This window comes from Grimontia sp. NTOU-MAR1, from assembly GCF_035758505.1.
In the GTDB taxonomy this organism is placed as follows: Bacteria; Pseudomonadota; Gammaproteobacteria; order Enterobacterales; family Vibrionaceae; genus Enterovibrio; species Enterovibrio marinus.
The window spans coordinates 1,105,528-1,121,032 of sequence record NZ_CP142108.1 but is presented as its reverse complement, the minus strand read 5'-3'; the positions used below and the strand labels follow the sequence as shown (position 1 = coordinate 1,121,032).

13 protein-coding genes, 5 tRNA genes and 1 pseudogene are annotated in these 15,505 nt (G+C 46.6%); 14 read left to right on the top strand and 5 right to left on the bottom strand.

Going from position 1 to position 15,505, the window contains the following annotated elements; genetic code table 11:
* Positions 1-25 precede the first annotated feature (25 nt).
* Positions 26-613, top strand: a complete 588-nt coding sequence (gene rimJ / locus VP504_RS05140; protein ID WP_325893255.1) for a ribosomal protein S5-alanine N-acetyltransferase — start codon at positions 26-28, stop codon at positions 611-613.
* Positions 606-1,211, top strand: coding sequence for an HD domain-containing protein (locus tag VP504_RS05135; protein WP_325893254.1), 606 nt, complete (start codon positions 606-608; stop codon positions 1,209-1,211). The genes rimJ and VP504_RS05135 overlap by 8 nt, the downstream gene beginning before the upstream one ends.
* Positions 1,212-1,278: 67 nt before the next feature.
* Here VP504_RS05135 and pyk read toward each other — a convergent pair whose 3' ends face one another.
* Together pyk and VP504_RS05125 are read right to left on the bottom strand one after the other, a co-directional pair.
* Positions 1,279-2,724, bottom strand: coding sequence for a pyruvate kinase (pyk, locus tag VP504_RS05130; protein WP_325893253.1), 1,446 nt, complete (start codon positions 2,722-2,724; stop codon positions 1,279-1,281).
* A gap of 130 nt (positions 2,725-2,854) precedes the next feature.
* A complete protein-coding gene (locus VP504_RS05125) occupies positions 2,855-3,709 on the bottom strand; it encodes a MurR/RpiR family transcriptional regulator (protein WP_062706753.1) in 855 nt (284 codons plus the stop codon).
* 315 nt (positions 3,710-4,024) lie between these two features.
* On the opposite strand from VP504_RS05125, the gene VP504_RS05120 reads away from it, so the two are divergent.
* The 9 genes from VP504_RS05120 to VP504_RS05080 all read left to right on the top strand — a co-directional run bounded on the left by VP504_RS05120 (position 4,025) and on the right by VP504_RS05080 (position 10,678).
* Positions 4,025-4,864, top strand: coding sequence for an NAD(P)H-binding protein (locus VP504_RS05120; protein WP_325893252.1), 840 nt, complete (start codon positions 4,025-4,027; stop codon positions 4,862-4,864).
* Positions 4,865-5,400: 536 nt separating this feature from the next.
* Complete coding sequence (locus VP504_RS05115; protein WP_325893251.1) at positions 5,401-6,078, top strand: TetR/AcrR family transcriptional regulator; 678 nt, start codon at positions 5,401-5,403, stop codon at positions 6,076-6,078.
* Positions 6,079-6,130: 52 nt separating this feature from the next.
* Positions 6,131-8,425, top strand: a complete 2,295-nt coding sequence (locus VP504_RS05110; protein WP_325893250.1) for an acyl-CoA dehydrogenase — start codon at positions 6,131-6,133, stop codon at positions 8,423-8,425.
* A gap of 153 nt (positions 8,426-8,578) precedes the next feature.
* Positions 8,579-9,781, top strand: a complete 1,203-nt coding sequence (fabV, locus tag VP504_RS05105; protein ID WP_325893248.1) for an enoyl-ACP reductase FabV — start codon at positions 8,579-8,581, stop codon at positions 9,779-9,781.
* 272 nt (positions 9,782-10,053) lie between these two features.
* Positions 10,054-10,127 (top strand) — tRNA-Cys (locus VP504_RS05100).
* A gap of 4 nt (positions 10,128-10,131) precedes the next feature.
* Positions 10,132-10,207, top strand: a tRNA-Gly gene (locus tag VP504_RS05095).
* Between the two features lie 64 nt (positions 10,208-10,271).
* Positions 10,272-10,348, top strand: a tRNA-Met gene (locus tag VP504_RS05090).
* Between the two features lie 122 nt (positions 10,349-10,470).
* Positions 10,471-10,546: transfer RNA gene (locus tag VP504_RS05085), tRNA-Gly, on the top strand.
* A gap of 45 nt (positions 10,547-10,591) precedes the next feature.
* A tRNA-Leu gene (locus tag VP504_RS05080) sits at positions 10,592-10,678 on the top strand.
* 221 nt (positions 10,679-10,899) lie between these two features.
* On the opposite strand, the gene VP504_RS05075 is transcribed toward VP504_RS05080, so the two are convergent.
* Complete coding sequence (locus VP504_RS05075) at positions 10,900-11,130, bottom strand: DUF4376 domain-containing protein (protein ID WP_325893247.1); 231 nt, start codon at positions 11,128-11,130, stop codon at positions 10,900-10,902.
* 35 nt (positions 11,131-11,165) lie between these two features.
* Between VP504_RS05075 and VP504_RS25580 the strand changes: the two are divergent.
* The 3 genes and pseudogenes from VP504_RS25580 to VP504_RS05065 all read left to right on the top strand — a co-directional run.
* Positions 11,166-11,225, top strand: a pseudogene (locus tag VP504_RS25580) (hypothetical protein); the annotation flags it as partial.
* 6 nt (positions 11,226-11,231) lie between these two features.
* Positions 11,232-11,678, top strand: a complete 447-nt coding sequence (locus tag VP504_RS05070; RefSeq protein ID WP_325893246.1) for a tetratricopeptide repeat protein — start codon at positions 11,232-11,234, stop codon at positions 11,676-11,678.
* A 376-nt stretch (positions 11,679-12,054) separates the two neighbouring features.
* Positions 12,055-12,333 carry a hypothetical protein gene (locus VP504_RS05065; RefSeq protein ID WP_325893245.1) on the top strand — a complete coding sequence of 93 codons (279 nt, stop codon included), beginning with the start codon at positions 12,055-12,057 and terminating at the stop codon, positions 12,331-12,333.
* Here VP504_RS05065 and VP504_RS05060 read toward each other — a convergent pair.
* Both VP504_RS05060 and VP504_RS05055 read right to left on the bottom strand, forming a co-directional pair.
* Positions 12,317-12,946 carry a DUF2238 domain-containing protein gene (locus VP504_RS05060; protein WP_325893244.1) on the bottom strand — a complete coding sequence of 210 codons (630 nt, stop codon included), beginning with the start codon at positions 12,944-12,946 and terminating at the stop codon, positions 12,317-12,319. The genes VP504_RS05065 and VP504_RS05060 overlap by 17 nt on opposite strands.
* Before the next feature lie 453 nt (positions 12,947-13,399).
* Positions 13,400-15,505 carry a peptidase domain-containing ABC transporter gene (locus VP504_RS05055; RefSeq protein ID WP_325893243.1) on the bottom strand — a complete coding sequence of 702 codons (2,106 nt, stop codon included), beginning with the start codon at positions 15,503-15,505 and terminating at the stop codon, positions 13,400-13,402.

The window sequence follows — 15,505 nt, the reverse complement described above, 5'->3', positions numbered from 1 at the left end:
ACGACACAGTTGGATAGGAGGCGAATTGTCTGTCGAAATTATAAACCCTTTCCCGCATTTACGTATTGATAATCTTATTATTCGTGCGATACAGAAGCCTGATCTCCCACTTATCGTGAGCTATTTTCAGGTCAATCGCCAGTATCTGGCACCTTGGGAACCCTTGCGGGGAGACAGTTTCTTTACCCAAGAAGGTTGGGAAAGGCGCGTTATTCAATTAATCGAACTGCAGCGTCACGGACTTGCCTATTATTTCATGATTTTCGAAGAGGGCAATGATGAGGTCTGTGGGGTAATTACCTATAACAACATCATGCAGTTCCCTTTTCACGCCTGTAATGTGGGCTATTCACTGGCTGAAACAGCACAGGGGAGAGGTATTATGCGACGGGCACTGAAGGCGACCAACCAATGGCTTTTCGATAACCTGAATTTGCACCGCATCATGGCGTCTTACATGCCAAGAAACAAACGCAGTGAAGCGGTTCTGAACGCGGCGGGATTTAAAAAAGAAGGCGAAGCCAAAGATTACCTGCTGATCAACGGGAACTGGGAAGACCACATCCTCACCTCTGTCATTAACACCAAATGGGTAGCCTCGACCAATGAGTGATATGTCGGCGGTTGAAAGGCTGGAAAAGCAACTGGCATTGATTGTAGAGATTGATCAACTCAAAGCGGTACTCAGGAGAACTCGTGTTAGGAGTGATGCAGGTAGGTTGGAAAACTCTGCTGAGCACAGCTGGCAGGTTGCTTTGATGGCAGTTTTGCTCCAAGAGCATGCCAACGAAGCTGTCGATGTGGCAAAAGTGGTCAAAATGCTGCTTATTCACGATGTAGTGGAAATCGATGCGGGCGATACCTTTGTTTATGATTTGGAAGCAGCAAAACTTCAGCCTGAGAAAGAGCTGAAAGCGGCGAAGCGTATCTTTGGTTTATTGCCGGAAGACCAGCGGGACGCGCTAATGGCTCTTTGGTTGGAGTTTGAAGCAGGGGAAACACCTGAAGCGCGCTATGGAAAAGCGTTGGATCGTATGCTGCCTATGCTCCTGAACTATCACAGCGAAGGACAAAGCTGGAAAGAGTACGGCGTTCGGCATGATCAAGCGTTGAAGATTAACAGCAAGATAGAAAAAGGTTCAGTACTTCTTTGGGAAAAGGTACAGACGATACTGACGGAAGCTGCTGAGAAAGGGTGGCTAAAAAAGTAGAATGAATCAGATGATTAAGCCCCTGAGGGTCGGGGCTTTCGGAAGATTCGTTGGTACCAGACACCAGCTAGGTCACGGTGATTAAACGCATCGTGTTTGTGGTTTTTACGTACTCGTTGATGTCACCTTGAGTAATAATCACCACATCCCATTGGTTCAGATACCCCAGTTGCTTCAGGTGAGCAATGGCTCTGTGAGCAACCTCAGAACCTGCACCTGTATCACTTTCGAAGTGTACGGGAGTGACCCCCCTGTATAACGCTAATCGACACAGAGTCGATTCGTGTCTGGATAGTGCAAAAATAGGTTTACCGGAACTAATCCTCGACATCATCAGCGCTGTCCTGCCAGACTCGGTCAATGTCACCATCGCTTTAACTTGAGGCATGTGGTTCGCGGCATACATTGTCGCCATCGAAACCGTTTCTTCAATCAACTCAAACTCCTTGTTGAGGCGATGGTTTGAAACATTAATCGATGGCATTTTCTCTGCACCAATACAAACTTCTGCCATGGCTTTCACTGTTTCCAGTGGATAGTCGCCTGCAGCCGTCTCTGCGGAGAGCATAACGGCATCTGTCCCATCTAAGACAGCGTTTGCAACATCCATGACTTCAGCACGCGTTGGCATGGGCGCTTTGATCATTGACTCCATCATCTGGGTTGCAGTAATAACGCATCGATTCAACGAACGTGCGCGACGAATGAGTTTTTTCTGTACGCCTACAAGTTCAGGATCGCCAATCTCTACGCCCAGATCTCCACGTGCCACCATAACGACGTCAGACGCCTCGATAATATCGTCAATATTCTCGTCAGAAGAGACAGTTTCAGCGCGTTCTACTTTAGCGACCAAGCTAGTTTCCAATCCCGCCTTCTTGGCTAACGACCTTGCCAAACGCATGTCGTCCCCATTACGGGGGAAGGATATGGCTAGAAAGTCCACTTTGATTTTTGCTGCAGTAAGAATATCTTGCTTATCCTTGTCGGTTAGAGCGGGCGCAGAGAGGCCACCACCTTTTTTGTTGATGCCTTTGTTATTCGAAAGTGGCCCTCCAACCATGACTTCAGTAAGAATACGAGTACCGTCTACCGAGATGACTTTCAACTGTACCCGGCCATCATCAAGCAAGAGAACATCGTCTGTATCGACATCATTGGGGAGGTTTTTGTAGTCAATGCCCACACACTCTTTATCACCTTTCCCGGGCTCAAGCGCAGCATCCAAAACGAAACGATCGCCCACAACTAGCTGAACTCTGCCATTGGCGAAAGTTGATACGCGTATTTTCGGTCCTTGTAGGTCTCCAAGAATACCGACATGGCGCCCCAACTTAGCTGCGATAGCACGTACCTTGTTGGCACGTTCTATATGGTCTTCAGGGGTACCATGAGAAAAGTTCATCCTAACGACGTTGGCGCCAGCAGCAATGATTTGTTCCAGCACATCTTCCTTATCAGTCGCTGGCCCCAACGTGGTCAAGATCTTTGTTCGACGTAAATTCTCAGACATGACAGTCTCCTGAGTAAAAATGCTTACGAAAAGATAGCTGTATAGATAGTGATAATTATCTTTATTAAGAAGTGTAGCTGAGCGGGCGGAACTCAAAGAAAAAGGGCAGACCTTAGGTCTGCCCTTTAAATCAGGTGAGCGATTCCTTATTGAATCGAGAATCCTTGATGGCTTCTTTTACTCGTTTGAGGTTCTCACGGAACCCAGGGCCTCGGCGAAGAGTGAAGCCTGTTGCTAGAACATCAATGACGGTCATCTGAACCACGCGGCTTGCCATAGGCATATAGATGTCGGTATCTTCCGGCACATCCAGTGTGATGGTCAGAGAACAGACTTTATCAAGTGGAGAACCTTTCTCTGTCACTCCGATAACGGTAGCGCCATTTTCCTTCGCAAGGTTTGCCACATCAACCAGTGATTTGGTTCGTCCGGTGTGAGAAATCACCACAACGACATCACCATCTGAACAATTGATACAGCTCATACGCTGCATCACGATATCATTGAAGCAAACAATTGGAATGTTGAAGCGGAAAAATTTGTTTTGAGCATCATGGGCAACAGAAGCCGATGCTCCAAGGCCGAAGAAAGAAATTTTCTTGGCTTGTGTCAGCAAATCTACCGCGCGGTTGATTTGATGAGGGTCGATGCTGTTTTTCGCCACATCCAGACACGCCATCGTCGATTCGAAAATCTTCGAGGTGTAAGCGTCAGCGCTGTCGTGCTCCTCGACATTTCGGTTCACATAGGGTGTACCGTTTGCCAGGCTTTGTGCCAGATGAAGTTTAAAATCAGGGAAGCCTTTGGTATCCAGCCTTCGGCAGAAACGGTTCACCGTTGGTTCGCTGACGTCTGCCATTTTGGCGAGCGTCGCTATGCTGGAGTGAATAGCAGTCTGGGGAGAGGCGATAATCACTTCAGCGACTTTCCTTTCCGACTTACTAAAGTTTTCAATATTTTTTTGTATTTTTTCCAGGGTGTTCATTCAGATTACCGCGTTACTTCCGCTGTCTGTTTTGTCAGTCATTGCCACCTTGTTTTTTTGGTCTGCTCAGTCTGACGCTATTGGGTGAAATATTTCGATGTCCAACAATGTTATAGTCGATTTTAACGGTTGGATTCGTTTAATGACATTTTAACCAAAAAATACCTTTAAAAATTTGTATTCATTCACGCTTTTAGTTGCTTAATTACACAGCCCCGGAGGTTTTTTTCATCAAATGCGAATTGCGTTCGGTTCTTGTGGCACGTCTCGAATGAATGAAGATAAGAAATGAAAATTGCTTACAGGGAGCTTTCTATGTCGGAACCATATAAAACAGTTTCAATAAGCGGGTGTGGCTGGCTTGGCCTTCCACTCGCCGAATATTTGCACCAAGGTGGGTATGCGGTTACAGGCAGTAAACGTAGCGAGGATTCACTTAAAAGTCTGAAATTGAAGAATATTAATAGTGTGGTGTTCGATGTATACAGTGAAAATGCAGAATCATCATCTCAGCCTCTGTTTGGTAGTGATGTTTTTGTTGCCAACATCCCGCCGGGCCGGCGTTCTTTTGACAGACACAAATTTGCTGATGCCATGAAGAATTTAGTCGATAGGGCAAAGTCTGGTGGGGTGAAGCAGTTCATCTTTATCAGTACCTCTTCCGTTTACGGCAGTATCACAGGGGTCGTTACAGAAAACACAGTGTGTGAGCCGGATACTGAATCTGGAAAAGCACATCGGGAAATTGAAGAATACGTGCTAAGCGAGTTCGGTGAGCATGGTGTCGTGCTGAGACTGACAGGTTTAATTGGTGATGAGAGACACCCAGGGAAACACTTGGCAGGAAGAGATAATGTCAGCGGCGGGTTGGATCCAGTGAATCTCATTCATCGCGACGACTGTATTGAAGCGATAAGCTCCATTATTTCGTTGCAGCGAGGCGGAGAGGTTTTCCATTTGAGTGCAACAGATCATCCGACGCGATCTGACTTCTATCGTTGGGCTGCAAATGGTTTGGGCATGAAGGAACCTGTATTTATTGAAGATGGAGGGCAGGGGAAAGTGATTGAGCCCACCCATACGTTAAAAACATTGAGTCTGACGCTGAAGTATCCGTCACCTTTTGATATGCCTTTTCCCGATATGAATTCGTGAAATGCAGACAACAAAAAAAGCCCGCTTCATCTGAAGCGGGCAACATGAATATTTGTAAGCAGGAGTAAGAAAAAGCAGCAGCATCTAGCGATAAGTCAGAATTCATGTGTGGCGGCCAGCAATACATCAAAAGGCACTTATCTGCTATCTACATACTTTGAGACTGGCGTGTTTTCATAAAGTTCAAAAATTTCGAAAAATTATTCTCTTTTCAAGCTCCTTAATCCCTGACGCCAGACGAAAAAAAGCCCGTACTCAACTCAGTGTACGGGCTCCAGAAGAATAAAAACTTCTAAGAAAAAGCAGTGGCATTATATGTGACCTGATGAAATGCCAATTGTTCCCAAAAGGTTCGATTTTTTTCTCATTAATGAGTGTGACACTAAGCCATTTCCTCGAATGACATTACTTTACAACAAGTTACGACAACACATTTTTTGCCCAAGAACATAGGCTTTTTTGATGGTTGTTTAGGGGTTGTTATTAATGCTAACGAGATGTAAAGTTAAACAAGTGTTTAATACAGGTGAATGAAAATGGCAGGGAAAGGCGAAACCAAAGGAAAAATTCTCGATGCCGCGGAGCAGTTGTTTGCTGAGCATGGTTTTAAAGAGACCTCTCTTCGCACCATCACGAGCAAGGCGGGTGTAAACCTAGCTTCTGTTAACTATCACTTTGGTGATAAGAAGTCACTTGTGCGTGCGGTTCTCGCCCGGTATCTCGAACAGTTCATGCCGCTACTGGAGCAGGAATTAAAACTGCTACTGGTCAAAGATGACATTTCGATGGAAGAAGTGTTTGCATGTACCAAGCGCCCACTTTTGGGATTGGACACCTTTCGCCGCCATGGCGCATCGACTTTCATGCAGCTCATCGGCCGTGGCTACACCGACGTACAGGGTCACCTCCGCTGGTTTATTACAACGCGTTACGATTCCGTACTGACCCTCTTTACCCAGGCTGTCATCAAAGCAAATCCTTCACTGAAACCTGAACATGTTTTCTGGCGACTTCACTTTACCCTGGGCGCGGTGATTTTCACCATGGCGTCGAATGTAGCATTGAGTGAAATTGCGGAGAATGACTTCGGAAACAATGTGACTACTGAAGACATTCTCGATCGATTGATTCCTTATCTGGCTGCTGGTGTAGATGCACCTGCCAGTCAGGAACTATCACTTGTGCCGCGCGATATTCCACGCAGTGCAGGCTAAAGCTAAAAAAATAATAAGAAATTTACGTGTTACAAATACAAGGATCTGAATCATGAGCTCTCAACCATCACTTAGAAGACGCTATTTAAGCGACCCAGCGTTTAAGTTTTTCAAAAAGGTACTTCCGCCGCTTTCTGAAACGGAGCGTGAGGCGATGGAAGCTGGCAGTGTATGGTGGGATGGCGAGTTGTTCGCCGGTAATCCCGACTGGCGCAAGTTGCTGCAGTATCCAAAGCCGCGTTTAACTGAAGAAGAAAAAGCGTTCGTGGATAACCAACTGGAAGAACTTCTGGGGATGCTGGACGATTTCGACATTGTTCAAGAACGTAAAGACTTGCCACCACAGGTGTGGGAATTTCTGAAAAAAGAAAAATTCTTCTCGCTGATCATTCCAAAAGAATACGGTGGTCTTGAGTTTTCTGCCTATGCGAACTCGACGATTGTATCACGTATCGCGACACGCAGCTTGAGTGCAGCAGTGACAGTGATGGTACCTAACTCTCTGGGTCCGGGTGAACTGTTAACGCACTACGGTACTGAGGATCAAAAGAATTACTGGTTGCCACGGCTTGCAAATGGGAAGGATGTTCCTTGTTTTGCTTTGACTGGCCCTGAAGCGGGTTCAGATGCAGGTTCTATCCCGGACAAAGGCATCGTATGCATGGGCGAGCATGAAGGGAAAGAAGTGCTGGGTATTCGCCTGACATGGAACAAGCGTTACATCACACTTGCGCCGGTCGCATCTGTGCTGGGCCTTGCTTTCAAACTTCATGACCCAGAAGGCCTGTTAGGTGACCAAGAACAACTCGGTATCACTTGTGCACTTATCCCAGCGGATCATAAAGGCGTCGAAATCGGTGAACGTCACAATCCATTGGGTTTGTCCTTCATGAATGGTCCAACACGTGGTCAGGATGTTTTCATTCCAATGGAGTGGGTTATCGGTGGTCAAGACTATGTGGGTCGTGGCTGGCGTATGCTGGTGGAATGTCTGTCAGCGGGCCGCGGTATTTCTCTGCCAGCACTGGGCACGGCAGTCGGTCACCTGACGGCGCGTACCACTGGTTCTTACGCGTATGTACGTAAGCAGTTCGGTATGCACATTGGTAAATTTGAAGGCGTGGGCGAGGCGATGGGACGCATTGGTGGTTACACCTACATGCTCGAAGCGGCACGCACATTGACGACGACTTCTCTGGATATGAAAGAGAAACCGGGTATTGTGACCGCAATCGCCAAATACCACATGACCGAACTGGCGCGAACTATCCTAAACGACTCGATGGATATCCATGCAGGTCGAGCCATCCAGTTGGGGCCACTAAACTATGTGGGCCATCATTACTTTGGTATGCCCGTTGCAATCACTGTAGAAGGGGCAAACATTCTGACCCGCAACCTGATGATCTTTGGCCAGGGGGCGACACGTTGCCACCCTTATGTGCTGAAAGAAATGGAAGCGGCGGCAGAGGCTGATGGCGAAAAAGGTGCAGAAGTGTTTGATTCTCTTCTCATCAAGCACATTGGCTTTGCTACGAAGAACGTGCTGATGTCTTTCACTAATGCGTTTACCCGTTCCAGCTTCAACAAATCACCGGTTTCAGGCGAAACAGCGGCTTACTACCGTCAACTGTCCCGTATGAGTCGTGCGCTGGCGGTCACTGCTGATGTAGCCATGCTGACATTGGGCGGTGAGCTAAAACGCCGTGAAATGCTCTCAGCCCGTTTGGGTGATGTGCTGAGCCACCTTTACCTGGCATCAGCAGTATTGAAACGCTATGAAGATGAAGGTCGCCAACAGTCAGACCTACCTTTCGTTCATTATTCACTGCAATACTGCCTGAACAAATGTGCGGAGGCGTTTGACGGCGCGTTCAATAACTTCCCACAGAAAGGTGTTGGTTTCTCGCTGCGTGCCATCCTTTTCCCACTGGGTATGCACTACAAAGCACCATCAGACAAGCTGGCAACGCAAATTGCTGACCTGCTGATGACGCCGGGTGCACATCGTGAGCGTCTGACGCACCTTTGCTATGTCGGTGACAAAGCAACTGACCCAGTAGCTATCATGGAGCGCGCCTTCGAAGCCATGGTGGCAGTGAAACCACTGGAGAAGAAAATGGCGGTTGCAGCAAAGGAGAAGAAAATTCCTGCGAAAGGTTTGTTGTCAGATCGTTTGGATGCAGCCCTTGAACAGAACATTCTGACTCAGGAAGAAGTCGATCAAGTCAAACACGCTGATGGACTTCGCTACGAAGCGATTCAGGTGGATAACTTCGACCCTTCCTGGTTCAAGTCAGACTCGGCACCTGTGCCGACAAGCCGAAAGAAAGGTAAAGCTGCATAACAGCAGAATTGTTCTCAAAAACGCCGCAACAGCGGCGTTTTTTCTTGCTAACACCTCCAACCACTACCCGAAATTGGGGTTTTGCGACAAAAATAAGTGCCAAAACAAGATGAAGTATTTATCCTAAGCCCAACTTTGAAAGGAAGGTTGAATATGATCATCAAACCGAAAATTCGCGGATTTATCTGTACGACTACCCATCCAAAAGGATGTGAAGCTAACGTAAAAGAGCAAATCGAATACACCAAAGCCCAAGGCCCAATAGCCAACGCACCAAAACGTGTACTGGTGGTGGGTTCATCTAGCGGCTATGGCCTGTCATCGCGCATTGCTGCTGCGTTTGGCGGCGGTGCAGCGACCATCGGTGTGTTTTTCGAAAAGCCAGGCACAGAGAAAAAGCCGGGCACAGCGGGTTGGTACAACTCTGCGGCATTCGACAAGTTCGCCAAGGAAGAAGGCCTTTACTCAAAGAGCCTAAACGGTGATGCATTCTCTGATGAAGCGAAAAAGAAAGCGATCGAGCTGATTAAAGAAGATCTTGGTCAGGTTGATATGGTGGTTTACTCACTGGCTTCCCCAGTTCGTAAACTGCCAAAAACCGGTGAAGTGGTTCGTTCATCACTGAAGCCAATTGGTGATGTTTACACCTCTACAGCGGTCGACACCAACAAAGACCAAATCATCGAAGCCAGTGTTGAGCCTGCAACAGAGCAGGAAATCAAAGACACCGTTACCGTGATGGGCGGCGAGGATTGGGAACTGTGGATTCAGGCACTGTCTGATGCGGGCGTGCTGGCTGACGGTTGTAAGACCGTGGCATACAGCTACATCGGTACTGAACTGACATGGCCAATCTACTGGGACGGCGCATTGGGCCGCGCGAAGATGGACTTAGACCGTGCTGCTGCAGCGCTGAATGACAAGCTTTCTGCAACGGGCGGTACCGCAAATGTTGCAGTGCTCAAATCAGTTGTGACTCAGGCGAGCTCTGCGATTCCAGTTATGCCGCTCTATATCGCGATGGTGTTCAAGAAAATGCGCGCTGAAGATGTACATGAAGGCTGTATGGAGCAAATCTACCGTATGTTCAGCCAGCGCCTTTATAAGGCTGATGGCTCGGCAGCAGAAGTAGATGACAAAAACCGTCTGCGTTTGGATGACTGGGAACTGCGTGACGACATTCAACAGCATTGTCGTGACCTGTGGCCACAAATTACCGCAGATAACTTGAAAGAGCTGACAGACTACGTCGAATACAAAGAAGAATTCCTGAAGTTGTTTGGCTTCGGTGTCGAGGGTGTGGACTACGACGCTGACGTCAACCCAGAAGTGGATTTCGACGTTAAAGCTATCTAATCATCTTGAAATATCAAAGACTAAAGCCAGCGATGACAAGCTGGCTTTTTTATTGATGGCACACAAAGGCCACGGTTTGTAAGGGCTGCTATAAAAAATCCAGAGGTTTTTGCTAAAACTTTGATCAATGTGGCTGATATTTATCAGATTTGCTCGATAAAGAAGCAAACAAACCAAAACGCCGAAATTAGTGCGTGACAGCTAAAAAAACTTATGTAGAATGCCAACCCGTACCGCAGAGGAAGACAACTTACCAAAGCGGGACAAACGAAGGCGCGTTGGCAGAGTGGCTATGCAGCGGATTGCAAATCCGTGGACCTCGGTTCGACTCCGGGACGCGCCTCCATGATGCGACACTAGCTCAGCTGGTAGAGCGCAACCTTGCCAAGGTTGAGGTCACGAGTTCGAACCTCGTGTGTCGCTCCAATCTCTTTTAAAGAGATTGGGAAATGGGAATCGCTGTCATTGTGCGAGAACAATGAGATACGGACGCGGGATGGAGCAGCCTGGTAGCTCGTCGGGCTCATAACCCGAAGGTCGTCGGTTCAAATCCGGCTCCCGCAACCAATTATTCAGACAGTTTGGGTGTTTTGTTTTGACATAACCCTCAGGCAGTCGACGGATGCGCCGCCCGGATAAAATCCGGCTCCCGCACCACATTTAGTTTATTCGGCAATGCCGGGTAACATGCGACACTAGCTCAGTTGGTAGAGCGCAACCTTGCCAAGGTTGAGGTCACGAGTTCGAACCTCGTGTGTCGCTCCAAATTATTTGCAGATGGTGCCTATCATCGCAATCAAAGAATTGCGTGCCCTGGTGGTGGAATTGGTAGACACAAGGGATTTAAAATCCCTCGACGTTCGCGTTGTGCCGGTTCAAGTCCGGCCCGGGGCACCATTTAAACTAAGGCCTACAAGCATAAGCTTGTGGGCTTTTTGTTATATCCTTCTTTTGATCAATCGCCATTCCTTGCCACAAACTTTCTACGCTTCTGCTTTCTCTATTTTTATGTAGCCCGCCGCGAAAAATGGGAAATGAAACCGCTTATTTTGAAAAGTGTCTGGTATCCCATTTTAAGCGGTTTCTTTGTGCAGTGTGAGAGGTTCTGTGAACACTGCTTAAACGGTCTGTTGTCCGACTTTAAACGCTAACACCGCTTCAAAGCTATCCAGATTATCCACTTCCTGCTTCATCTTTCGTTGTTTGTCATGGAGTACGAACCCTTGTAGGTTTATTGCTGCTTTCACCTGCTTTAGTTCTTCTATGCTCATCCCATGGTGGTCTTGGTTATTGGCGTCAGTCCAATAAGGCGGCATCACTCCTGCAAGAATAGTGGAGTCTATTCTCATGCGGGCTTCGTATCAATCTGCGGCTGACTTGGGTCATGCGCGCACAGAATAGCTTAGGTTGGATGTACCGCAAAGGTAGAGGGATATCTCAGAGTGATAGTATGGCGCTGAAATATTATCGCTTGGCTGCTGGTCAAGGGTATGACGTTGCGCAAAACAATCTTGGTTGGATGTACGAAGAAGGACGAGGCGTGCCTAAAAGTAATATTGAAGCGGTTAAGTACTATCGACTCGCAGCAGAAGAAGGAGACTCAAGAGGGCTCACCTATCTTGGTGAACTCCACGAGGACGGGCTAGGAGTTCCGCGAAGCGACTCTGAGGCTGTGAAATACTATCGTTTGGCGGCAGACAAAGGGTTCGCGAGAGCTCAAACTAATTTGGGTTGGATGTACAAAGAAGGTCTTGGGGTTGAGAGAAATTTCGAGGAAGCTGTGAAATATTACCGATTAGCAGCGAAACAGGGCGACGAGCAGGGTCAGCAAAAATTAGCCTGGATGTATAAGCGAGGCCGTGGGGTCGAACAGAATGATACAAAATCATACATGTAGTTTTATATCTCCCAAAAAAATGAAAACCCCGAAGAGCCCGTAAAAATTACTACACCATTGAGTGGCGCCCAAATTTCCGATGCTGAGAAATTAGCTCGTGAGTGCCTAATGACAGACTATCTAAATTGCGATTAATTCGGTGGGTAATGGGAAGAATTTTCTCCTACTACCCTATAAACCCATACAATTTGAAGATGCACGATACCGGTCAATTCGCCCTAAGGGAGGATATCAATGTGCCAACTTCTTCGTCAAACCTCACGGAATCTCACCTCCGTTTGTCTGAGTCGGTGCTTCCTGAGAAAGCGCAGGCCACGCACGACGACACAAGGCAGACTGCCTCAGATAGGCAAACACGGGCATTGAACGGCAGAAGATGATTGACCACCGCGAAGTGACGGAGCGAAGCCTTGAGGACGGCAACTTGCTCACACAGTTGGTGGCTGCTCACTACTCGGTGGTCGAACAAAATGTAGAGCAGGTTTCCGCGCTTCGCAAGGCCGTGACCAGAAAAGCCCATCAGGTTTCTGAGGGTGCGAGGCATATCACCCAACCACATGCAGACATGACGTCATTCAATTGCATAGTCTTTGGCCAAATTTGTTCAATATTAGTCGATGGTAGCCCTGTGCAAGTCCTTATTTATCCTGGGTGAGTTCATCCATGCTGAGCTTTGCAATTTGCTTGTCATGTATCTTGCTCAGTAATACAAGTGATGTGATGGCGCCAATCATTGCTAGAAACATATCTGATTGGGTGTCCCACATATAGCCCTGAGTACCGAGAAAAGCATCAGCGGACTCTCCAGATAGAGCAGCAACCCACCACTCGATAAGCTCGTAGAAAGCGCTGAGAGCCAAACAGAACGATACGATAAAGAAGTTACGCCATCTCGGAGAGGGTATCACTGAGTTTCGAATAAGTACCTCTCGGGCAACCAATGCAGGAATGAAACCCTGAGCAAAATGGCCAACCTTGTCGTAGTTATTGCGAGCGGAATTGGTTATCTCTTTTAGGTAATCAAACAGGGGGACTTCTGCATATGTGTAATGTCCACCCACCATCAAAATGACACAATGAATCAGAATAAAGATGTAAGTGATTTTGGTGAGTGGGTAAGTTTTTTTAGTTACTGCTAAAACGATAAGTGCGATAAGCGCGGGCGCAACTTCAAGGAACCAGGTGAATTGATCTTTTGGATTGATGGCCGACCAAACAAAAACAGCGATGAAAATGACAAGCCATACTATTGTATTTGTTTTATTCATGATGATACCTAACGTTGAAATAACAGGTACTTATCTACCCAAAAGAAAGTAGCATAAGCGAATGGGGGGTGAGGGGGAAGTACCTGATTTTGGCCTTTTTTTCTATTTCTTCAATGCTTGCTCATCAGATGCTCCACTTTGTCCTGACTAAAATGTAAACAAAATACGGTGAAGTAAGGTACATGTAGAAAATGAGGTTAACTCAACCCTGCGACATCAGATCGTTTGGAGCAAGATGCCGTCAGGCTTTATGAAATAGGACAAGTTCATATATAAGGATATGGTGTTATTCAAAGCTATCAGTAGGTAGTGAAAAATTACCAACCGTCAGCTGATTTGGGATATGCACAGGCATAGAATAACTCAGGGTGGATTTGCCGAAACGTAAAGGGGCACCTTACCGCACGGACCGGTCAACAAAAAGTCCGTTCCTGAGTAATGAGAAGTTTTGGTTTATAGATCCGCTAAGTTCACCACGCGATCTGCGCTCTCTATCGTTTCAGGTCGATGAGCAATCATTAACCGGGTGAATGGTAGGTTTTTGATATTTTCATTTATCCTACTTTCGTTCTCGACATCTAGATGACTGGTCGCTTCATCCAAAAAGAGTATTGCGGGACGTCGGTATAAAGCACGAGCAAGTAATAACCGCTGGGTTTGTCCACCTGAGAAATTAGAACCCATGTCAGACACTAAACTTCGATAGTTCATCGGTAAGTTGAGAATATCTTCGTGAATCCCCGCCAAATAAGCGCAATGAGATAGCAGTTGTTGATCAGGCTCTGGGTCAAAGAATGATATGTTCTCTTCTATGGTTCCGGTGAGTAGAGTGTCGTCTTGCATCACAGAGCCGATGTAATTTCGATAGTTAGACAACCCCAAGTCTCTTATATCTTCCCCATCAACTAACACTCTACCAGATGTCGGTTGCAACAAGCCCAGCATGATTTTCAGTAACGTCGATTTCCCGCAACCAGAGGGCCCAACGAGCGCTACCGACTCACCCGCATTCACCTCTAAATTTACGTTTTTAAATATATACTCTTCATCTGGCGAGTATTTAAAAGACAAGTCCACTAACTTGATGCTACCGCGCATTTGTATCAGATTGCGACCTTTTTCGCGATGAGGTTCTTGTTCATGCAGGGCGATATCAGCTATGCGATCTAAGTGCAATCGCAACATTTTAAACTGCACAATTTGTTCAATTAACACCGACATTCGGGTAGTCAGTTGATCTTTATAGGCAAGAAAAGCGAATAGCATCCCTATCGTCAGTTCTCCATTCATGACGGCAGTAGCAGCAAGAAAAATGATAAAAATATTCTCCAATCCGAAAAGAAATTGATTTGCTGACTCAAAACCAATGTTGAGCTTTCCTAACTTTATATCGGCATTAATGACGGCGCTATAACGATTTTGCCAGTTACTCTGGCGAAGGGATTCTGCATTAAACAGACGAATAGTCTGAATTCCACGAGCGGTTTCTAAAAATTGGCTTTGCTCTTTGGCTTTAGCTTCAATTGACACTTCCGTTGCTTGTCGCAACGTATTATACAGAGCCAGTCGAATCGCGAGATACATAGAAATGATGCACAAGACGACAGCGGTTAAGAACTGGCTATATGCGAACATCACACCTAAGATAGCCAATGACATGAACCCATCCACAATGGTTTCAACCAGCCCAGTTGTCATGCGCTCTCTTACCTGACTGAGTGAGCCAAAGCGTGATACTAAATCGCCGATATGACGTGTCTCAAAATAACTCATAGGTAAACGCAACAAATGACGTAATAAGTTAGCACCCATTTGTAGATTCAACTGACTCGATAACCGCAAGATCAACCAGCTTCTTATCGCTTTGGTAATAATGTTAAAAAACAATAGAAGGCTAAAGCCAACTGCCAACACCACCAATAGAGAATTGTCGAAACTCGTCAATACTTCATCGACGACCAATTGAATGTAGTAAGGGCTCAGCAACATAAAAATCTGCAATAGAATGGTGAGCATCACGAGTGTGGTTAGCACTTTCCCGATACCCGAGATTCGAGTCCATAGCTGGCTAATCCCCATTTTTTGGCGCGAATCTTTTTTCTCAAACTGTTTTGTTGGGATCAACTCAATGGCTATCCCTGTATAGTGTTTGCTGAACTCTTCGAGAGATAATACACGTGTGCCAGACGCTGGATCATTAATGGTGAGTTTGTTTTTCTTGACTCCAGTAAGGACAACAAAGTGATTAAGGTCCCAGTGCAATATACAGGGTAAAGTTAACTTCCCGACATGCTCTAATGGGCATTTGAGTGCGCGAGCAGCCAATTGCATCTTGTCTGCCGTTTGGATTAATTGCTGAACATTAATACCTTTTAGACCAGGAGTATGGAACCTTCGTGCTGCAGGCATATCAAGTTTGTGTCCATAATAGGTCGAAACCATTGCGAGACAAGCAACTCCACATTCTGCTGCTTCTGTCTGTGAAATCATGGCCACTTTTTTATTGCCAGAATACTCCAGAAGTTCTGTAATATGAGGCTCTTTTACGATTGAGTTCAT